Source organism: Sulfidibacter corallicola (assembly GCF_017498545.1).
Taxonomy (GTDB): Bacteria; Acidobacteriota; Holophagae; order Acanthopleuribacterales; family Acanthopleuribacteraceae; genus Sulfidibacter; species Sulfidibacter corallicola.
In genome coordinates, this window is sequence record NZ_CP071793.1 from 3,812,476 (window position 1) to 3,834,373 (window position 21,898).

The 21,898-nt window shown below is 58.0% G+C and carries 16 protein-coding genes; 1 reads left to right on the top strand and 15 read right to left on the bottom strand.

Annotated features, from left to right (window positions below; translation table 11 throughout):
- Nucleotides 1-292 precede the first annotated feature (292 nt).
- Nucleotides 293-1,453 carry a DNA glycosylase AlkZ-like family protein gene (locus J3U87_RS11085; RefSeq protein WP_237383101.1) on the bottom strand — a complete coding sequence of 387 codons (1,161 nt, stop codon included), beginning with the start codon at nt 1,451-1,453 and terminating at the stop codon, nt 293-295.
- Nucleotides 1,454-1,787: 334 nt separating this feature from the next.
- On the opposite strand from J3U87_RS11085, the gene J3U87_RS11090 reads away from it, so the two are divergent.
- Nucleotides 1,788-2,633 carry a TlyA family RNA methyltransferase gene (locus tag J3U87_RS11090; RefSeq protein WP_237383102.1) on the top strand — a complete coding sequence of 282 codons (846 nt, stop codon included), beginning with the start codon at nt 1,788-1,790 and terminating at the stop codon, nt 2,631-2,633.
- Here the strand turns inward: J3U87_RS11090 and J3U87_RS11095 are convergent, their stop codons facing one another.
- From J3U87_RS11095 to J3U87_RS11160, 14 genes are all read right to left on the bottom strand, one after another.
- Nucleotides 2,634-3,050, bottom strand: a complete 417-nt coding sequence (locus J3U87_RS11095) for a type II secretion system protein (RefSeq protein WP_237383103.1) — start codon at nt 3,048-3,050, stop codon at nt 2,634-2,636.
- Nucleotides 3,051-3,217: 167 nt separating this feature from the next.
- Complete coding sequence (locus J3U87_RS11100; RefSeq protein WP_237383104.1) at nt 3,218-4,609, bottom strand: sigma-54-dependent transcriptional regulator; 1,392 nt, start codon at nt 4,607-4,609, stop codon at nt 3,218-3,220.
- Between the two features lie 39 nt (nt 4,610-4,648).
- Nucleotides 4,649-6,283, bottom strand: coding sequence for a two-component system sensor histidine kinase NtrB (locus J3U87_RS11105; RefSeq protein ID WP_237383105.1), 1,635 nt, complete (start codon nt 6,281-6,283; stop codon nt 4,649-4,651).
- A 370-nt stretch (nt 6,284-6,653) separates the two neighbouring features.
- Nucleotides 6,654-7,853: a type II secretion system F family protein gene (locus J3U87_RS11110; protein ID WP_237383106.1), complete on the bottom strand. Its 1,200-nt coding sequence runs from the start codon at nt 7,851-7,853 to the stop codon at nt 6,654-6,656.
- A gap of 16 nt (nt 7,854-7,869) precedes the next feature.
- Entirely contained in the window at nt 7,870-9,012 is a 1,143-nt protein-coding gene (locus J3U87_RS11115; protein WP_237383107.1) for a type IV pilus twitching motility protein PilT, read from the bottom strand.
- Between the two features lie 15 nt (nt 9,013-9,027).
- The gene (gene pilB, locus J3U87_RS11120) at nt 9,028-10,758 is read right to left on the bottom strand and encodes a type IV-A pilus assembly ATPase PilB (protein WP_237383108.1); all 1,731 of its coding nucleotides are present in this window, start codon (nt 10,756-10,758) and stop codon (nt 9,028-9,030) included.
- Nucleotides 10,759-11,255: 497 nt separating this feature from the next.
- On the bottom strand, nt 11,256-11,762 hold the full coding sequence (locus J3U87_RS11125; RefSeq protein ID WP_237383109.1) for a shikimate kinase: 507 nt from the start codon (nt 11,760-11,762) through the stop codon (nt 11,256-11,258).
- Nucleotides 11,749-13,104, bottom strand: coding sequence for an acetyl-CoA carboxylase biotin carboxylase subunit (gene accC / locus J3U87_RS11130; protein WP_237383110.1), 1,356 nt, complete (start codon nt 13,102-13,104; stop codon nt 11,749-11,751). Before accC ends, J3U87_RS11125 begins: the two co-directional genes overlap by 14 nt.
- 35 nt (nt 13,105-13,139) lie before the next feature.
- On the bottom strand, nt 13,140-13,583 hold the full coding sequence (accB, locus tag J3U87_RS11135; protein WP_272932482.1) for an acetyl-CoA carboxylase biotin carboxyl carrier protein: 444 nt from the start codon (nt 13,581-13,583) through the stop codon (nt 13,140-13,142).
- Nucleotides 13,584-13,725: 142 nt separating this feature from the next.
- A complete protein-coding gene (locus J3U87_RS11140) occupies nt 13,726-14,076 on the bottom strand; it encodes a roadblock/LC7 domain-containing protein (RefSeq protein WP_237383111.1) in 351 nt (116 codons plus the stop codon).
- Complete coding sequence (locus J3U87_RS11145; RefSeq protein ID WP_237383112.1) at nt 14,066-15,736, bottom strand: tetratricopeptide repeat protein; 1,671 nt, start codon at nt 15,734-15,736, stop codon at nt 14,066-14,068. The genes J3U87_RS11140 and J3U87_RS11145 overlap by 11 nt, the downstream gene beginning before the upstream one ends.
- Before the next feature lie 34 nt (nt 15,737-15,770).
- Complete coding sequence (locus J3U87_RS11150; protein WP_237383113.1) at nt 15,771-18,377, bottom strand: hypothetical protein; 2,607 nt, start codon at nt 18,375-18,377, stop codon at nt 15,771-15,773.
- Nucleotides 18,378-18,481: 104 nt separating this feature from the next.
- Nucleotides 18,482-21,274 (bottom strand): type IV pilus secretin PilQ, encoded by a 2,793-nt coding sequence (locus J3U87_RS11155; RefSeq protein ID WP_237383114.1) that lies wholly within the window; start codon nt 21,272-21,274, stop codon nt 18,482-18,484.
- Between the two features lie 146 nt (nt 21,275-21,420).
- Nucleotides 21,421-21,897: a hypothetical protein gene (locus J3U87_RS11160; protein ID WP_237383115.1), complete on the bottom strand. Its 477-nt coding sequence runs from the start codon at nt 21,895-21,897 to the stop codon at nt 21,421-21,423.
- Between the last annotated feature and the right edge of the window lies 1 nt (nt 21,898).

The window sequence follows — 21,898 nt, forward strand, 5'->3', positions numbered from 1 at the left end:
TGCGACGCGAGATCCATAGATATCTGTTAGGTTCTTTTCTCAAGCATACCATAGCGCAGGGGATCGTCGTTTGACCAAGGCGTCGACAACCCACTCGGTTCAAAAGCGTTAACCGGCCACATCCAGAAACGGAACAATCTCGGCATCTTGGAAACGAGGGCCGATCCCGCCAGGACCCGACGGCAAGGCCGAGCGGGATAGTCTGTGGACGAGCGGAACCGCGACAGCCGAAATCCATTCGCCTACCCATCCAGGCGACCCGCCGAGGTCGCCATCGGCCCGATTGGTCCGCTCAGGGGTTGGCCAGGAAGCGCTTCGGTCGCTTGAAGTCGCGCGCACCACAGGCACGGGCGTGGCGGGCCAGTGCCTGATCCAATGCCTCGGAATCCGGCGCCACGTCCTGTTCGCGCCACACCCGGTCGACGTGCAACACCCCGTCTCGGCAACGTCCCTCGAGCCGCCCCACCAGGCGACCGCCCTGCAACAGCGGGCACACGTACCAACCCCAGATCCGTTTTTTGATCGGCTTGTAGACCTCCCACACGTAGTCGAAACCGAATATTTGCTTGACCAGCTTGCGGTCCCAGAGCAAGGGATCCAAAGGCGCCAGAATCCTCAGATGCTCGTCGGGATCGGCGGTGGGGCGCGCCATGAAATCCCGGGGTGCGAGAAACGGCCGACTGGATCCCTCCACCCGAACCTCCACCACTTCGCCCTCGGCCAGCATGCTTCCCAGCGGCTCTCCCTGGCGCGCGAATGACAGCACCGACCAATGGGGTCCGCCGGCCCGCGGCAGAAGGCCACAGGCTTCCACCCGTTCGCGGATGCCCCAGCGCGCGAACGAGTCGTCTGCATCCCGCTGATGGTGTTCGGGCAGGGCGCGACTGGGGATGTCGTAGAGTTTGTCCTTGCCGCGTTTGCCGATCACCACGACCTGGCAACGACTCCACAGGATCTCCAATGCCATGGTTCCCGCTTTCCCGGTGCTTTTCCATCCGCTGTAATTCAAGGGCTGGATCTTGCCGTAATCGTCCAAATCTGCCGGGGTCAACGGGCCTTCCCGCGTGACCTGGTCCAACACGGCCGCGACTGTTTCCGGCGGAACCCGATCCCTGCGGCTGGTCTCTCCCCACCAATTCCGTTCCGTAGTGAACGCGCGGTAGTAGGGAAAGGCTTCGGCCGGCAGCCAGCACCGCTCCTTGGCGAAATGTTCGAACCCCTTGCCGCGAAGCTGATCACCGAACAGCGAAGAGAAATCCGCTCCGCCCGTGCGCGCCAAAACCACCATGTCGGGACTCGAGCCCATCGGACTCAATGGATCGATCTGGATGCAGCGCAAATGGCGCAACAGATCCACCAGCCCGGCTCCGGCCGCGCCGAACGCGAACCGGTTCAACACCAGTTGCGACAGCATGTAACGGCGTGCTTCGTCCTTAGATATGCGCAGAACCATGTCACCCCCTCGGAATTTCCCCATTCTACAGCAGAGGTCCCCGCAGCTTGCCTTTCGATCCAAGGAAGATGCGGGCTGGTACCCATCCAGAACCTGTGCACCTGAAATGTTTCTCCTGGATCGACCGGGTTTCCCATGCAAACCGGCATTGGCGACCAGGCGTCGGTCCCCAGCTAAATGACCGATTAAAAAGCCTTGATAAAAACCCGCATCCAAGATGCCGCTACCGGACCCACCGAAGCGAGCCAACTTGGCGGCGACGATCTTTTCGTTTCGGGGTGGGCACGCGCTAGAATGAATCCGTGACGGACTCCACTCAGGGAATCACTCGAAAATGAAACCCTCCCACTCCAAATCCCGACCCGCACGATCGCAAGATACCGCCGCTTCGAAATCGGACAGCCGATCCAAAGCGAAGCCGGTCAAGGCGAGAATCGATCAACTGATGGTCGATCGCGGACTGGCGACCTCCCGCGACGAAGCCTCGCGCTGGATCATGGCCGGCCTCGTGCTGATGGAAGACCAGCGCATCGACAAACCCGGCACCAAAATATCCGAAACGGCCTCGATTCGCGTCAAACACAAGGCCCATGCCTACGTCAGCCGCGGCGGTCTCAAATTGGAAGGCGCACTCAATCACTGGGGCATCGACGTCGAGGGTACCACGGCCCTCGACTTGGGCGCTTCCACCGGAGGATTCACCGACTGCCTGCTGAAGCGCGGTGCGAAAAAGGTCTACGCCGTCGACGTGGGCACCAACCAACTGGACTATCGCCTACGCGCGGACACCCGCGTGATCAGCCTGGAGCAGACCCATGCCAAGGAGCTCGACACCGAGCTGGTCCCCGATGCCATCGAGGTACTGACCGTCGATGTGTCCTTTACCAGCCTGACCTATGTGCTGCCCTTCGCATTGCCACTGTTGCAAAAGGGCGCCGCGTGTCTCTGCCTGTTCAAACCGCAGTTCGAAGTCCCGCGATCGGCGGTGGGCGAAGGCGGTATCGTCACGGATGAAACCGCGATACGGCAGGCCCTGACGGAGGGCCTGACCTGGTTCGAAGAACACGGGTTACAGGTGGTCGGAAAAATAAAAAGCCCCATAAAGGGGCGGGAAGGAAATCAAGAATATCTTTTGTGGGCGCGCTTCACCGATACGGTAAAGGCATCGGGAAAAAGCTGATCAGTTCTTTTTCCCTTTCTGTTTGAACTTCAATCCATCGCTATATGAAAAATCAGGATAATCTTTTTCACGCTTGGGAGCACTGAGCCCTTCCAGGACATAACTGTTTTCCGTGGAATCGGCAATGACATAGGGGCGACCCCAAGGGTCCTGCTCGGGAACATCACTCGTGTACTCACGCAAGGGGCTTTCCGCATTCGAAAGCTGATTCCAATCGGAGAAAACCGGATACTTACCTTTTTCCAGGTAATGTTTTTCCATGGCCTTGGCCACTTCAGCCAAGCTTAAAACGGCAACCTCATAATTGGCCTTGTCACGAGTATTTTTGATGATGGGACTGGCAATCGAGGCAATCAAGCCGAGAATGGCCAAAACAATCAAAATCTCCAACAGAGAAAACGCTTTCTTTGTACTCATCAAAAAATCCTCACACGCACAGGTCGGCGAATTTGTTCAGACCCTTATTCTAGCAAAGGATAGGAGTAGCCCAATCAAAAAAACCATTCGTTTGCCAAGAATCGGGTGGTGTTCAACACATGAAGACGGACGCCCATCGGGTTCGGACGAAATAAATTGGCGGTAAATCACTCGGCGAAGTAGCCGCGTTCCTTACCTTTTCCCAAATAGTAACGAAAGCTGCGAAACGACATGCCCAACAACTCACAACTCTTGTTTTGCACCCCGTTGGTCTTTTCGAGCGCGAGTTCCATGAACCGAAAACGCAAGTCGTCGAGATAATGCTCCAGGTCCATGCCCGTCTCGGGAATGGAAATCGAGTGGGTCTTCTGGGTGGTGGTCACCTTGCGGATGTGCTCCGGTAGATCCTCGATGCCGATATCGTTACCGGGCGTCAGGGCCACGATGCGCTCGATGGTATTTTCCAGCTCGCGAACGTTGCCCGGCCAGGAATAGGTCTCGACCATGGCCAGGGCATCGGTCTTGATATCCTTGGGCGCTTCGCCGTACTGGCTGGCAAACTTTTCGAGGAAGAAGCGTACCAGTGGGATGATGTCCTCGCAGCGCTCCCTCAACGGCGGCAACAGGATCGGAACGACATTGATGCGATAGTAGAGGTCCTCGCGGAAATTCCCTTCCTGTACCTCTTTCGCCAGATCGCGGTTGGTGGCGGCCACCAACCGGAAGTCCACCGAGATCTCCTCGGTCCCGCCCACGCGGCGGATCTTTTTCTCCTGAAGGACCCGCAACAGTTTGATCTGCATCTTGAGCGGCATCTCGCCGATCTCGTCCAAAAAGAGCGTACCGCCCCTGGCACTCTCGAACAGACCGATGCGCCGCTGTTCGGCACCCGTGAACGAGCCCTTCTCGTAGCCGAACAACTCGCTTTCGAAAAGCGATTCGGGCAAGGCCCCGCAATTGACCGAGATGTAGGGCTGCTCGTGACGCGGCGACATCTTGTGGATCGTCTTCATGATCAGCTCTTTGCCGGTACCGCTTTCTCCCGAGACCAAGATGGTGGTGTCCATTTTCGAAACCCGCCGCAAGACATCGATCAGCTTGCGCATGCGATCGGATTTGTAGACCAGATCCACTTGTTGGGATTGTTCGAGCACTTCCTTGAGCTTGCGGTTCTCGGCGATGAGGTTGCGGGTTCGAATGTTGTTGCGAACCACGACCCGAACTTCGTCGACGTTGAAGGGTTTGGTGAGGTAATCGATCGCCCCCAACTTCATCGCCTCGACGGCGGTTTCGGGACTGGCATACGCCGTCATCATGATCACCGGAATGTCGCTGTCGCGCTCTTTGCAGGCGGCGAGGATTTCCAAACCCTGGCCATCGCCCAGTTTGATGTCCGACAACACCAAATCGAAATCCTCTCCCTTGACCATCGCCAAACCCGAGCGAACCCCGTCGGCGGTCAACACGCTGTAACCTTCACGTTTCAAGGTCACTTCGAAGAAACGACGCATGCTCGGTTCATCGTCGACAACCAGAATGGTCCCTTTCACATCAGCCATCTACAGCCTCACCTTTTCAACCGGGTCGAACCCGGCAATTCAATCGCGATATTTAGGAAAATGGACGTCGATTCTGGTGCCTTCGCCTACCTTGCTCGTGACTTCGATGCGTCCGTCGTGCATTTGCACGATTTCGTAGACGATACTCATACCCAGACCGGTGCCCCGTGAAAAACTCTGGAAAGGCGTGAACAAATCTTCGAGCTGATCCTCACTCATGCCCTTGCCGTTATCCACGATACTGAAGATCACATCTTCCCGAGCTTCCCTACATTCTAGGATCAAAAGCCCCTTTTCACCACAAGCCTCGTGACTGTTGCGCACCAGGTTCCAAAAGACCTGGTTGAGTTTGGCCACGTCGCCGAGGATCGTGAGATCGCCCTCCGCCAAATTTACCTGGATCTCGAGGTTGCTGTAGTAGGCGTCGTTGCGAACCAGCTTTACGAAATCCCGAACGCTCTGACCCAGATCCACGATGCGCGGATCCGGCGGCGAGCCCGGCCTGGCGTAATTCAGGAATTGGGAAATGATATCGCTGAGCCGGGTCGATTCCTTCTCGACGATATCGGCCAACTCCTGGGCGGTTTCTTCCGGGGGCACCATCTCCTTGAGCACCTGGATGCTGCCGCTGATGGCCGCCAGGGGGTTGCGGATCTCGTGGGCGACCCCTGCCGCCATTTTGGCGAGAGCGCCCATGCGTTCGGCCAGCCGCTTGTTCTCCTCGAGCATCTTGATCTTGGTCAAATCCTGAAACACGATCAAAAAACCCTCGGTTCCCGATTCGAACTCCATCGGGCTGAAGGTCACGCCGAAAATCCGGCGGGTCCCCTTCACGGTGACCCGACACTCCACCCGCGAAATGGGTCCGTGGGGTTTCCTCGGCGGAATCGTGACCGGATGCAGGCCAAACAGGGCCCAGGCATTCTGGTAGAGCAGATCGTTGTTGGTGCGTTGTAACAAACGCAATCCCATTTGGTTGACGAAGTTGATATCGCCCTCGGAATCACAGGTCATCAGACCGCCGGGCAGGCTTTCGACGATCTTGCGGCGAATGACGCGCAGGGAGCGGATGTTTTCTTCCTTGCGCATCAAGATCCTTCGGCTGGATCGGTAGGCGGTCTGCATGAACCCGCTCAACAGGGCCGTAAAGAAGCACAGCACGACCTGGCCGATCATGTAGGGGTTGACCTGTTTGGCGACGGTCAGGAAATCGGCGGTGCGGGCCGGCACCACGATGGGATACACCATCAGAACCAGGGTCGAATAGTACATCGACAACGAGCAGACCATGATGGCGTAGATGGAGAACTTGTCGAGAAAGACGGCCGAAAGCAGAATCACGGCCAGGTACACGAAACGCAGATTGGTCTCGATCGCCCCGGTCAGGTAAATGGTGATGCTGATCAGAATCAAATCAACCAGAAACTGTACCAATACCAGGCCGTTGAGCCACGATCGCCGCTCCTTCTCGGACCGGGCCTCACCCACCTGAAGCTGCTTGGCCAGCAATCGGATGTACAGCAGGCTGAGCAACGAAACGAGGGCGACCAACAACAACACCGAGGCGAAGGCGAAGGTGGGGAACTCGAAAATCAGTGCCAGCACCTGGTAGAGGAGCAGCATGGACACCAGGACCACGCGATAGAGAATCAGTGAAATGACGCGAATGATCATGCCCGATCCTCGATCGGCACGCCCGGGTGGATCCTTTCCACTCGCCGGCCGAAGCCCCTGTGTGCATTCATGGATAAACCTTTCGAAACGACCACGACCCACCTGGCCAGGCTCGATTCCGCGCGCCGTTCGTGATGCGGCGGGGAGACCGGCCTGGACCCGCCACCGAACGCCGAATCGGGAACCCCAATCGGTGTCGGTGTCTGTCGAGGCGGCCGGCGCTGCCCCATTCTACCGACTGAAGTCCCGGCGCCGACCGGAAAAGATGGCGATCCGGATGGGTTCGGGGCCGTGAACACAAAAAACCGGAAAAGCACGGGTGGCTTTTCCGGTTTTTGCAAGGCAAGTCAGTCGGACTTTCGCGAGGCGATCAGCCTTGGTTTGCCAACTGGAAGATCGGCAAGTAGAGCGAGATGACGATGAAACCGATGATACAACCGAGTACGACGATCAGGATCGGTTCCAGCATACTCATCAAGGCGGCGACGGCCACATCGACCTCGTCCTCGTAGAAATCGGCGATCTTGCTGAGCATGGTATCCAATGCACCGGTCGATTCACCGACGCTGATCATGGAGACGACCATTTGTGGGAACAACGATATTTTACCCAGCGGCTCCGCAATGGTCTTACCTTCTTCGATTTCCTTCTTGACGCCCATCAGCGCATCTTCGATGATGGCGTTCCCCGCGGTTCGCGCGGTGATCTCGATGCCGTCGAGAATCGGGACACCGGCCGCGATCAAGGTGGACAGGGTTCGACAGAAGCGCGCGATGGCGATTTTCTGGAGTAGCATCCCCATGACCGGAATCTTGAGCACCAACCGGTCCAAGACCCTTCGACCATGGTAGGTCCCGTGGTAGCGCTTGATCGTGTAGAAGATCAGGGCCATAGCGATGAACATGAAGATGGCGTAGTTTTCGATGAACTTGGAGACGCCGAGCGTGATGCGCGTCGGAGTTGGCAGCTCGTTACCGGCCGACTGGAACATGGCCGCGAAGGTCGGGATGACGAAGTACATGATGATGAAGACGACGATCCCGGCAACCGCCATGACGATGGCCGGATAGACCAGGGCCGATTTGACCTGGGCCTTCAGCTTGACCGCTTTTTCGATGTATTCCGACAGACGCTCCAGGATCTGATCGAGAATACCGCCGGCCTCACCGGCCGCGATCATGTTCACGTAGAGGGAATCGAACGCCTTGGGGTGTTTCCGCATGGAATCGGACAGGGTCGAACCGCTTTCCACATCGCCGCGTACCGCGTGAATCATGGCGCCGAATTTCTTGTTCTTCTGCTGGGAGCCAAGCAACTCCAAACACTGAATCAAGGGCAGGCCCGCGTCGATCATGACCGAGAACTGGCGCGTGAAGACCGCAACGTCTTTGGCCGAGACCCCGCCGCCGATGGCCGGCATCTGGAAACTCTTGCCCTCTTCCTTGATGTTGCTGACCTTGATATTCCGCTGGTTCAAAAGGGATTCAGCTTCTTCCCGGCTTTTGGCAACCAGGACGCCCCGTTGGTTCTCGCCGGATTTGGTTTTCCCTTTCCATTCAAATTTTGCCATTTAAAGCCTCCCCATCCTACCGGTACTTGGTCCGCGGGTTTCGTTTCTGAGCGGCAGACGCCCCGGAATCCATGCTGTATTCAACCAAGCCGGTACCGCGCTCGATCATTTCCTTGAGTTCTTCGTTGTTCGAGCTCGCCCGCAATGCCACATCCATAGAGATCTGCTTCTTGAAATATGCAGTGGCCAAAGCCTGATTGAAAGTTTGCATGCCGTGTTTGGTCTGCCCGGATTGCATGGAGGAATAGATTTGGTGAATTTTGTCCTGTCGAATGAGGTTGCGAATCGCGGAATCGGGAATGAGGATCTCCATGATGAGTACCCGACCCTTCCCGCTGGCCCGCGGCAACAGGGTCTGACACATGATTCCTTCCAGCGCGAGAGAAAGCTGGGCACGGACCTGAGCCTGTTGGTGCGCGGGAAAGGAGTCGACCAGGCGGTTGATGGTTTCCGCGGCCGAATTGGTGTGCAGGGTGGCAAAGGTCAAGTGGCCCGTCTCTGCAATGGTAATCGCAGTTTCCATGGTTTCCAAGTCACGCATCTCACCAATTAGGATTACGTCGGGATCTTGACGCAGCGCCGAGCGCAAAGCGGAGGAGAAGGCGTGGGAGTCGGCGTGAATTTCGCGCTGGTTCACCAAACAGTTCTTGTGGGTGTGGAGATACTCGATCGGGTCCTCGATGGTGAGAATGTGCGCGTGCCGATCGTCATTGATCTTGTTGATCATGGAAGCCAGGGTGGTCGACTTGCCCGAACCGGTGGGACCGGTCACCAGAACCAATCCGCGCGGCTTGTCGCAGAGCTTGCTGACGACCGGCGGCAGCCCGAGCGTGCTCATTTCCGGAATCTGGTTGGGAATGGAGCGAAATACGCCCGCGATGGCCCCTTTTTGGTTGTACACGTTGGCACGGAAACGGGACAGACCCTTGACCCCGAAGGAGAAGTCGATCTCGAGGTCTTCCTCGAGTCGGTGCTTTTGGGCATCCGTCAATACCGAGTAACAGAGTTGCTTGGTTTCGGAGGCATTGAGCGGGGGACTTTTGAGAGGAATCAAGCGGCCGTCGACCCGAACCTGGGGCGGTGAATTGGTAGTGATATGAAGGTCGGACCCGTTTTGTTCGACCATGGTTTTGAGCAACTGTGAAAGTGTAACCGACATTTGTCCTCACCCTTCTTAAAGAACCGTTTCGCGAACGACCTCTTCGATATTGCTGGTCCCGGCCAGAATTTTGTACAGTCCGCTGCGTCGCAACGTGATCATTCCGTCCTCGACCGCCTGCTCCTTGAGCTCGATGGCGTTCGCCCCCGTAAGAATCTGCTCTTTGATATTTTCGGTAATTTCCATGACTTCATAAAGGCCCACTCGGCCCTTGTACTTGTTGCCGTGACAGGTCGCGCAGCCGACACCTTCGTAGACGGTGGCGGTTTCGGCTTCCTCGGCCGTCAAGCCGATGTCCATCAAGGCTTGAGCCGGAACGGAAACCACTTCCTTGCAGTCCTTGCAAACTCGGCGGATGAGTCGCTGGGCCACGATGCAGTGGACCGAAGTGGCCACGAGAAAGGGCTCGATCCCCATGTTCATGAGGCGGTTGATCGTGCTCGGCGCGTCGTTGGTGTGCAGCGTGGACAACACCAGGTGCCCGGTAAGGCTGGCCTTGATGGAGATTTCCGCGGTTTCGAAATCGCGGATCTCGCCCACCAGAATGGTGTTGGGATCCTGACGAAGAAAGGAGCGCAGTGCCGCGGCGAAGTTCAATCCGATGTTGTCGCGAACCTGGACCTGGTTGATGCCGGCCATGTTGAATTCCACCGGGTCTTCGGCGGTCATGATGTTCACGTCCGGACGGTTCAACCGCTGAATCGAGCTGTAGAGCGTATTGGTCTTGCCCGAACCGGTGGGCCCGGTCACCAGCACCATGCCCCAGGGTCGTTCGATGGAATCCAGAAAGATTTTGAGCGACCGTTCCTCGAAACCCAGCTTGGTGAGGTCCAGCATCAGGTTGTCCTGATCCAACAGCCGGAGAACCACCTTCTCGCCGAAAAGCGTCGGCAACACCGACACGCGATAATCCAATTCCTTCTTGCGGCCGTCCAGGTTCATCTTCAGCTTGATGCGCCCATCCTGGGGCAGGCGCTTCTCGGAGATGTCCAATTTGGACAGGATCTTCAAGCGGCTGATAATCGCATCCCGCATCTTCAGCGGCGGTGTCATCACTTCGTGCAGGATACCGTCGATACGGTACCGCACCCGGAACTCCTTTTCGTAAGGCTCCACGTGAATGTCGCTGGCGCCTTTGCGAACGGCATCGGTGAGCATGATGTTGACCAGCTTGACGACGGGCGCTTCCTCGGAAGAATCCTGGAGCGAGTCGACGTCGATCTCTTCTTCGTCTTCGATGACTTCGAGATCCGGATCTTCGAGCTCCTCCTCTTCCTTGGTTTGGATGTCGTCCATGATCTGCTTGAGTTCCAAGGCAGTATTGGACCCGTAGTAACGCGTAATGGCTTCTTTGATCGCCAGTTCACTCGCAACCACCGGTTCGACGTTGTAGCCGGTCATGAACTTGATGTCGTCCATGGCGAACACGTTGGTGGGGTCGATCATGGCCAGGGTCAAGGTGGCGCCCTGACGACTCACCGGCAATACCTGGTACTTTTGCGCCACGTCCGCCGGCACCAACTTGATGACCGAGGGATCGATGTGCAATTTCGCCAGGTTGATGGCCGGCACGCCGTACTGCTTGCTGAGGAACTGAGTGATCTCGTCTTCTTTGACATAGCCGAGCTTGATCAAGGTGAACCCAAGCCGGCCGCCTTCCTTGTTCTGGACACCCATAGCGGTGTCGAGCTGCTCTTTGGTGATGAGTTCCGCCCTCACCAAAAGCTCGCCTAACTTATTACTCACACATGCCCCCAAGCTGGGAATACATAGTTCCAAGCCTAATGTTTGCAGGTCCAATTGTCAATCTTTGATCGCGTCATTTTCGATTGAAACAAACTGAGTTTAAAGAAGATTAACCTTCTCATCCAAATCGGGTATTCACGGGGTAATGTGTCACAACGATACTGTGACAATCCCGACTCAGACAGGCCTCAGTCGACGCAGTCTCAGAGACAGCCGACCCACTCGAGCATATGCGACAACGCTAGGTACGGTCGTACCACGACGCCGCGACACCGTTTCTGGCTATCACTAAAGGAAATACCCCAGCTTGCCCCCGTCGGGCAAAGCCAAACCGAAAGAATGTGATGTGCCGCAAGGATACCACGACCACCGTGCTTTTGGTTCCCTTCAAAAGAACCAAATCCAAGAGAACACGGCTTTTGTGGGATTCTGGGAGATCGCGGCGCCCCCCCTGGAAACGCACCCGAAACGGCGATTTGCCGCACGCTTAGGACGGCTCAGGGCAGCGGTAGTCGCTCGGCCAGGTCGGCCACGATATCTTCGACCGACTCGTGATGCGGCGGATACGATTGCCAGACCAAATCGGCCTGGAGATAGATCGGCCGCCGCCGCGCGTAAAGTGCGGCCAGACGCGCGGCGTCGACCGCGAGCGGGCGGTTGGGATCGCCGGCGACGCGGGCCAACAGGATGTCGAAGGGCCAATCCAGGAAAATCGCCAGGCCCTGTTCGAGAATGTGGTCGCGCACGGCTCGGGTCGCGTAGGTGCCGCCGCCCAGGGCGATCACGGCCGTGGCGGGCAACCGGCGCAGATAGGTCAGTTCCAGGTCGCGAAAGAACGCCTCTCCCGACACGCTGAATATATCGGGGATGGTTCGGCCTTCGCCGCGTTCGATTTCGACGTCGAGATCGAAAAAGGGCAGCGCAAGCCGATCGGCCAACGCACGCCCCACGGTCGTCTTGCCGGCTCCCATGAAGCCGGTCAGGCAAAATTTAGTTTTTTTCATCTCGTTTGGCGAAAAAGTGTTCCATGAAGCGCGTCGACAGACGACCCTCCACGAAATCGTCATCGTCCATGATGGCATTGTGCAGGGTCAAGTTGGTATCGATGCCCTCGATGACGGTCAACCCGAGCGCCCGTTTCATACGTGAAATCGCCTCGCCACGGTCGGCACCGTGGGTCATCAACTTGGCGATCATGGAGTCGTAGTGCGGCGGCACCCGATAGCCGGCATAGGCCGCGGAATCCACCCGCACCCCTGGGCCGCCTGGCAGATGGAAGTGCTCGATCAATCCGGGCGAAGGCCGGAACGTCTCCGGATGCTCGGCGTTGATGCGACACTCGAGCGCGTGTCCATGGATTTTGACGTCTTCCTGCTTCACGGTGAGTCGCTCGCCGGCGGCCACGCGAATCTGCCATTTGACCAGATCCATGCCCGTGATCAATTCGGTCACGCCGTGCTCTACCTGGATCCGCGTGTTCATCTCCATGAAGTAGAAGGAGCCGTCCTCGTCGTAGAGGAACTCGACCGTGCCCGCACCGCGGTAATCCACCGCTCGGGAGGCCAGAACCGCCGCGTCGCCCATCGCATCGCGAATCTCCTGGGACAGGACCGGGGAAGGCGCTTCCTCGATGATTTTTTGGTGGCGACGTTGAATGCTGCATTCCCGTTCGCCCAGGTGGATCACGTGGCCGTGGTGATCGGCGAGGACCTGAATCTCGATGTGGCGTGGATTGGTGAGGTATTTTTCGATGTACACGTCGCCGTTGCCGAAGGCCGCCACCGCCTCGGCACTGGCCGTATCCAAGGCGTGCTCCAATTGGTCGGCGCTCTCGACCACGCGCATGCCGCGTCCGCCGCCGCCGGCGCTGGCCTTGATGATCACCGGGAATCCGATCTCCTTGGCGACCTGAATCGCCTTCTCACGCTCGCTGATCGGCCCGTCCGAGCCGGGCAGCACGGGAACCCCGGCCTTTTTCATCGTCTCGCGGGCCATCGCCTTGTTGCCCATGGTGCGAATGGCGTGCACCTTGGGACCGATGAACATGAGCTTGCAGGATTCGGCAACCTCGATGAAATGGGCGTTTTCGGACAAAAACCCGTAGCCGGGGTGGATGGCCTCGGCGCCGGTGATCTCCGCGGCCGAAATGATGGCGGGAATGTTGAGGTAACTTTGATTGGAGGGTGCCGGGCCGATGCACACGTCCTCATCGGCGAAGCGCCGGTGCAAGGACAGTTCGTCCGCCTCGGAATAGACGGCGACGGTTTGAATCCCCAACTCTTTACAGGCCCAGATGACGCGCAGGGCGATTTCGCCGCGATTGGCGATCAAGATCTTTTTAAACATAACTCGATGAACTCCGATCCGCGTTGGCGCCGTGCCTACCCGACCTTGATGCCGATAAGCGGTTGACCGTATTCGACGCCTTCACCATTATCCGCGAAGAACTTGACCACTTCGCCGCTCTGCTCGGCCTGAATCTCGTTCATGAGTTTCATGGCTTCGACGATACACAGGGTCTGTCCCTTTTTTACCCGAGACCCGACGTCCACGAACGGGTCGGCGTCGGGGCTGGGAGCGCGGTAATAGGTACCGACGATCGGAGAAGTCACAATGAACAGGTCGGTATCTTCGGCGTCTTCCGGGGGAGCTGCCGGGGACGATACGGCCGCGGCAGTGGGAACGACTACCTCGACGGGCGCGGAAACGACACTGGTCTTGTCCTTGCCGAGTTTGAGGCTCAGTCCTTCCTTGTCGATTTCGAGCTGATCCACATTACTGCTGGAAAACAGCTTGATGATTTCTTTGATCTCATTGATTTCCATAATCAGCACCTAATTCCCATAACATTGAAACCGACTTCACGCCACATGACAGGGCGCGGACCGTGGGAAGATACGGGGTTAAGCCGGAACACCTCGGCATCTTAACCGAGTCAGGCTCACCGATCAAACTTAAAACGGAGAATCAGGCGATGGCCGAATACCACTCGTAGGACTTCAACGTGAATCGATATTGAACCAGACCCAAATACTGGGGGTCCTTGACGACGCCGAGGAGAAGATACTCGGCCGTAACCATTTGGATGGCGATCATCATGTCTTCGTAGTGGGCACAAAGGCTTTTGAGGTTGCCGGCCTCCAGCTCGCCACCGAATTTCTGCACGTCTTTTACCAGACTGGCGGCCTCCGCCGCGACGATATCGTCCTTCTCGCTCTCGTGATGGCGCGCTATCACGATCCCATCGACGCCGGAAAGCATGACATTGTCCAAGCCCGGTGTCGTAGACCAGATTTCCTTGATGAGGCTATGAAACATGATAGGCTCCCTTGATTTTGTCCAACCAGTTGGAAAGGCGTCGAATCTTTTTCCGCTTCTTGGTTTCGGTGGTCATGATCCCCACCAATCGCTGTAGGTGATTGGTCACGACCACATCACCCGGTCGATGACGCAACAGCGTGCGGTATATGAGCTCGGCTTCCTCGTAATGCTCCATCTTCTCATGTTTCAGACCAAGCGTCGTTCGGTGTTCGTATTCAGGGTCGGAAATATCCACCAGTGGATCGAGATCCACACCCTCTTCCAGGCCCGCGCTGAGTTCGGCTTCCAACAGGGCGGCCGGGTCGTCTTCGGCGGCACTGAGCGCCTTTTCGAACTGGAGATCGATGGCGTCCATATTGGCGTCGGCGGGTTCGGGTTCGGGTTCCGATATGGCCTCGGCCGCGACCGATTCGGGCGGCGCGGGCTCGGGAGTCGGTTGGGACGGACGCTCCACCACGACGAAGTCATCGAAGGCCAAATCGCCTTCCATTTCCACGGTGGCGTTGGCGTCGACAAAGCCTGCATCGGTGATAGGCAGCGTTTCGCCTGGCGAAAAGGTCGCGATGTCCGGTTCCGGCACCGGCGCCGTTTCCTCGGCAGGCGTCTGCGCGGGTTCGGCCGGCGGTTCCTCGACGTGCACCTCGGAATCCGGTTCGGAATAGGGTGCGGCGGTGTCGGTCTCGACCCGGTCGTCCTCCAGAGGGCGATCGTCGAGAAAGGAACCATTGGCGCCCGACATGGCCATCTCCACCTCGTGATCGTGAAAATCACCGTCGAGATCGTCGAGGTCCGGCATCTCGAGATCGTCGTCGTCGAGGAAATCATCCTCGTCGAGTTCCTCGATAGCACTCAAATCATTGTCGCTTTGGCCACTCGCAAAGCCCGATCGGGGTTGCGGTAGGTCCGATTGACCGGCGCCAATCACTTCAGTTCCATCTGGGGGTTGTTGGCCTTCGAAGGAGACCGCTTCGTTCGAGGTCTCGAACCCGGTCGGAGATTCATCGGCCGACGTACTGTCCTCGACGATCATGGGCTCCCGCTCCAACGTGTCGTATTCGGAGTCGTCGATCTCCTCGATCTGATCCTCCGCGAGTTCTTCCATGTCCTCTTCGAGCAGCATCGCTTCGTCTTCGTCGACCAAATCGGGGGCACTCTCGTCCTCTCCCGCTTCATCGGGGATCACGAATTCGATGTCGGCTTCGGACGGATCTTCGGACACGTCGCTCGCATCCTCGCCCGAACCGGCTTGCGCATCCTGGGCCTGCCCGATCTCCAGCAACCACGCCTCGAGCTGCTCGTCGGCGGGCTCCTGAATCAACAGCCGTTCGAAGTGGTAGCGGGCCTGTTCCCACTGACCGGCTTGCTTGAAGATCAGCCCCAAACCACGCAAGGCATGGGGATTGTCGGGTGCGAATTTGAGCACTTCGCGAAAGGCCTTTTCGGCCTCCGCGACATCGCCCAGGCTTTCGCGACATCGCCCCAGACAGACCCATGCCGGTACGTAGTTCGGATGATGGCGAAGCCCCTCCATGCACACGCGAGCCGCCCTTTGGAAAAGGCCACCCTTTCTCAGCTCCTCGGCAAGCCGAAGAAAGACCCGCGAATATGGATCCTTCTTAAGCTGCTGCTCGAGTGAAGAGATAATGTACTGGTTCATGGAGGGGCTGAAATCCTTTAAACCCGGTTTCGATTTAGGGGTTCGGCGCCACGATGGTCAAGGTGCGCGAGAACGTCGCCGTGACATCGTTCTGATCTTCCACATCCGCGGAGATCTGATAGGTACGGGTGGCGCCCGCGGTGGGCAGGTTCGGTCCGAACGAGCCTACCGTGAAGCTGAAGAACCAACGCGAAACCCCGTTGTCGATCGGCGTGTCGCTGGCGGCGGTGGTGGAACCGGGGTTCGAGAAGTAACCCACGCGGGTCATGGAACCCGTGTTGTCCACACTGCCGGAGGGCAGGAAATCCCTCGTGTAGTCGACGGTCGCGATGTTGCCGGGGTTGTTGGTTTCGTGGCTGAAATCCCAAATCGAGGAGATGCCGTCGATCGGGCCGCTCAGGTCGCTGTTGCGGAAGAAGCGGGGATCGCCGCCGGTATCGCCGAGGAACAACAGGAAGTCGTTGATGGCGTCGGTGTTGTTCACGCCACCGAAAAGGTTGGCGAAGAGACCGTCGAACCGCAGGGCGATCGTTCCCGGAGTGGGATCGACGCCGCCACCGCCGGTGGTGCCCTTGTCGTGACGCAGGATTGCGATGTCGACCTGGGGCTCGGCCACGCCGCGCTCTTCGACGCGAACCTCGAAGACGACCGGATCGGCCGGCGTATCGGGATCGTCCACGTAGCGAACGGCGATGTCGCCGTTGCCGGAGTTGACCGTACCGGAGCTGGGCGTCAGGGACCCGCCGAAATCACCGGCGACGATTCGGACCGACCAGAAGAGGCTCGGTGTATCCGGATCGGAGAAGGCGAAAGCGATGATGCCTTCGGTACCGGGAACCGTGCTGTCGGCCAGGTCGCCACCTTCGATGAAGGTCGGTCCTTCGGTGATCGTGGGTCCGTTGGCCGATTGATCGGTGGTGAGGAAGGAAACCAACTGAACCGCACGGGTGGAACCGCGATCGAAGCCGAAGATGTCGTCATCCCAGGCGGAGATCTCGAAGGTGAAGTACCCGTTGGTGTTGTCGGGGCGATCGTCGAACGCGACACTGGCATCGCCGAGGCCGTCTTCGATCTTGCCTTCGGTGGGGAAGAAGGTGACCTGGTCACCGGCGATCTTGCGTACCCGCCAGGAGGAGTCCTGACGCTCGGGATCGCTTACGGTGAAGCGGAAAGAACCTTGATCGCCGTTCTCGATGGTCGGGTTCGGCTCTTGAACGATGTTGGTGATCTCGATCTGCTCGTTCAGGTTCTCGGAGTAATCGACCGTCACGGTCGAGGCGACCACGGAGCCGTCGATGCCGCGCGCGACCAGCGTGTAGGTCTGCTGACCGGTGGCGTTGATCGGCGGCATCAGGAAGCTTTCGCGATCGGTAACGTCGACGCGGTTGCCGTTGACCGGGAACAGGTCGATCGAGGTGAACTGACCGGATACATCCCAGAACAACACGATCTGGCTGCCGACCGGAACCAGGGTGCGCGATGCGGAGAAGTGCACGATGGTGGGCGGACCGATTTCATTGGAGGTCACCGTGATCGCCGTTTCGACGAAGGCTTCGTCGATGGCGCCGTCGTTGCGGCGGGCCCGCAGCAGGGGACGTACGGAGAACTCGGGCGTGATCGTGACGCTGTCGAAACTCAGGTCGCGGCCGGTGAAATCGACCGGCACACCACTGTAGGAAGAGGGCAACACTTCCAGTTGGTCGGGACCGCCGGTGACGGCCCAGTTCAAATTGATGCTCTCGCCGCGGAAAATCTCGGTGCGATCGGCGAAAAACTGGGTGATCTGCATATCGGAAGTGCTTCCGGCGCTGATCACGACATCGTCACCCGAATCGGACTGTGAGGTGCCCGCGAAGTTGGTGACGAACAGTACGCCGGTGGGGAAGGTGATGGAACCACCGGGCGGAATCCGGTCGGCCAGAAAGCCGGTGCTGACCGCGGCGCCGCCTACCGGGAAGTTGTTGGAACCCAGCGCCAAGGTCTGGCCCCAGGGAGTCAACAACAGACCGGACGAGATGCCCAGCGGACCGCCGAAGGCGGACCAACTGGCGATGTAGTCGTTACCCACGGTGACCTGTTCGGTCTGGGAGAAACTGGTGATCGACGGCAGCAGGGACTCGGTTTCGCCGAACACGGCACACTGGACCTTGAAGCCGGCAGATCGGCTGATCTGATCCCCACCCTGGGTGCGGCCGAATACCGTCAGCGTCGCGTCGAAGATGACCGGCGACGGATTGGCCCGGAAGGCCTGCGCGAAGTTGGAAAACAACTTTTCGTCGGTGGAAACCACCAGCATCTCTTCGGAGATCTCGACGGGAATCGCTCCGGGATCGGGTTCGATGGTAGCCGCGCGAATGGTCTGGGCCAACCCGCCCTGTACCGGCTGCAGGTTGGGAGAGCCGCCATCGGTGCGCTCGAAACTAATGGTGTACCGTTCGAGGTTCACGACGCCAACCGTGGGGTCGACGGGAGCCCCGGATTGGGCCACGGACACATCCACAACGATGCGGGTCGAAGCAACGTCCTTGATCATCTCCGCTTCGACAAATTCGCCATCGTCATCAATCTCGTTGACATCCAGAACGAGGTTGACGGAGACATCGGGAGGGTTGTCGTTGGCTCCCCCACCACAATTCATCATGACCATAACCATGGGTATGGCGATCATCCAAAACCAATTTTTTCTCCACATCGGTACAACATCCTTCTCTAAGCAATGGTTCAAATCGACCGACCTTCAGTGATCTAGTATTTGACAATTCTCGGGGTTATGAAAATCAGAAGTTCCTGGTTTTCGAACTGTTTCAACTCGTGACCGAACAGGCGGCGAATGAAGGGAACCTTCCGCAGCGTGGGGATCCCTTCCTCGGAAGTCTGCTCATTCAGGGTAAAAATACCACCAATGACCGCCGTGCCTCCATTCTTAACCAGCAGGCGGGTTTCGGCGCGCCGCACGTTGATGACGGGGTTACCGCCGACCGCGCGGGTGAAGTCCGCTTCCGATTTGTCGACCACGACGTCCATGATGATCGTCTCGTCGGAAGTGATGTGGGGCGTCACGTGCAGCTCCAGGACCGCTTCGATGTAGCGGATCGTGATGGTACCGCGCTGGATGGTCTGAATGGGAATCCGCTGACCGTTCTTGATGGTCGCCGTTTTGTTGTTCTGAGTCGTGATCTTGGGGGCCGAAATGATCTGGCCTTCACCGGAGGTCTCGAGCATCTGGAGGGAGATGTCGAGTTTGAAGTTGTCCAGGAAGTTCCCCAGCGAGAGACCGATACCGGAGGGGTTCTCGGAGACGGCCGGGAAGTTGACCGCATAGCCGCCCTGGAGGCCGCCGGGAGAGGTGTTGCCGATCAACGGCCCGCCGACGCCGACGCGGTTGGGGAAATCCAAACCGGTGTTGGTGCCCAACTCGGGCGAGTAGGTGGCGGAGAGACCCCACTGAACCCCCAATTCGCGCAGGAAGCGCTTGGAGGATTCGACGATTCGCGCCTCGATGGTCACCTGCGAGATCATCTTGTCCAGCTTCTTGATCAAGGCCCGAATGGCGACCATGCGCTTGGGGATATCTTCAATGATCAAGGTATTGGTACGTTCGTCCATCAGGATGGTGCCGCGGGGAGACAGATACTGTTCGACGATGGGCACGACCTCGGGCGCCTTGGCGTAGGAAAGCGGGAAAGTCACGGTTTCGGGCGGAACACTCAATTCGCGCTGGGTTCTCAACTGGGCCCGTGCAATCTCTTCCTGGCGGAATTTCTCGGTGGTGGCGACCCGAAGAACGCCGTTCTTGAATTCTTTGGCCAGGTTCGCGTTGGTCAAGATGATGTCCAGAGCCTGGTCCCATGGAATGTTGCGAAAGCGATAGGTGGCCTTGATCGTACCTACCGAGGAATCTACGTAGAGGTTGATTCCCACTTGGTCCGCGATGAAGCGGAGCAGGTCGACGACGTCGGCGTCTTTGACATCGATGATCGAGATTTCGAAGCCGCGGTATTCCTGCTCGCCACCGTCGATGGTTTCGTAGTCGGAATCCTCGTCTTCACTGAACAGGGTGGCGAAGTCTTCGCTCTCGCCTTCGGCCTGCTGCATCGGGCGCATTTCGCGCAGTTTGCTGGACTCGATCGCGTTGTTGGTGACGATGATGGTATCCAGTTCACGGTGATTGCTGCGCACGTTGCGCATCATGCCGTAAAAGGAATCTTCCTGGTCCTCCGCCACGAAATCGCGCATTTCCATGTCCATGTCGGAGGCGATTTCGAACTGGGGCTTCGGCAGATCGACTTTGGCCGGGGCTTGGTCGTTGCGGGAAACCGCGACTTCCCGAACCTGCGGCAGCTCGGTGCGGGCCTGCTCGCTTCCGAAGCCATCGAGCTCGGCGGCGATACCGTTGTCGGCGGGAACCGCTGCGGGCTCTTCGACGATCGGTGCCGGAGCTGCGGCAGCCGTAGCCACGTTCGAGGTTTGCGCGGGCGATTCTTCGATCGTCGCTGTAGGCGTTTTTTCGATCGTCGCCGCGGGCTTTTCTTCAACGACGGCGACCTGGGCGGCCACGGGTTCCACGACGGGTGCGGTCACCTGTTCGGGAGCCGGCAGGCTCTCCGGAGCCGAGTCCGTCGAAAAGTCGTCCATTGCGGTGTCGGCCACCATCTCCGTCCGAGTTTCTTCGATCTCGTCCGCGGGCTCTTCGATCACCGGAGCGATGTCGGTATGGTCTTCGAGGGCCGCGACGCCGGCGGAAGCCATTTCGTCCTCAGCGGCAATCGGCTCCTCCACTTGGGCGGGAACTTCGATTTCCGGCTCCTGGGGGCTGTCGACGACCTGAGCCGTCCGTGCCGCACCCATGCCCATTTCCAAGGTGCTCACCAGGGTGGTCAGGGCTTCTTTCTGGTCCGCGAAGGCCACCGCGACACCGCCGTCCACCTGCAACACTTGAATGTGGGCCGGACGCTGGAGGTCGAGCACGCAACGCGTGATCGGCTTGGGCGAAATGCGGAATTGGCTGACGCGAACGCGCTGGATCAAAGCCGAATCGGCGGTCAAGGTATTTTCTTGGAGATCGGCGATCGTCTCTTCGAGATCCAAGACGAAACGATCGGGATTGGACAGAAAGAACTGACGGTAGTTTTGCAGCCCATCGACGGCCAACCGAACGACGCCGGTCCGTTCCTGAGCGGCGAGCGTCAACCCGTTCAAACGTTTTTTGCCGGGTACACCATCGAGCGCGAAGGAAACCGGGACGGCGGATTCACCGACGGGGGCCTCTTCGGTTGCGGCAAGCGTTTCGGCAACGTGGTCTTCAGATTCGAAAAACAGGGTGACTTCCCCCTCGGCGCCCTCGAAGACGGAACACTTGACCTGGTCCCGAATCACGAACCGCAGGCGGATCCCGCTGTTGGCATCCACATCCAAAGGTTCCTGAATGACTTCGGAGATCTGAGGGAAGGACAATTGAGAGAAATCGACTTTGCTGTAAACACCGGGGAAATCGATGGAAAAGATCCCTTCCGTGGCATCCAGAGCAAAGAAGCTCAATTTTTCGGCACCCGAATAAAAAATCACCAATGAAGTTTTGGATTCATTGGACATGGGGACCGCTTTTTCGATCGTCACTTCATTTGCGAATAAAACCGCGCCATTCAACAGCAAACAAAAAGCAGCGATCCATTTCTTAATCATGACTACTCCTCACCACGGTGCAATTCTTTAACCACTTCACGAACGTGATCACTATCTTCGGAGGTATAGTGCTTGAAAACCACAGCGTTGTCGGTAATGTTGACCAAGTCCGCATCTCGGAACAGCACACCGACCTGATACCACTTGTAATCACCACCGATATCGAAAATTGCCCAATACCCGGTTTTCGCGTCGAGATAGATCCCCTTCAAATCCAACTCGCCGATCGATTGTGGTAAACGATTCTGCTGATTCGGGATCCCGGCATTTACCCCGGTTTGGTCCTGTTGTTCCTGCTCCAGTTCAAAGGGAGACTTGAAAGGATCCCTGGCTTTCTCGTTCTCATCCAAGCGGGGGTTGTAGGTAATGCCCCCGGTAATGGGTGCATTGTCGTCGACCTGCTCATCGGCGGAATCCTGTGCAAAAAGCGGCAGAAAAGCCCCGACGCAAATCATTATCGATAGGGTAAACCAATTCATG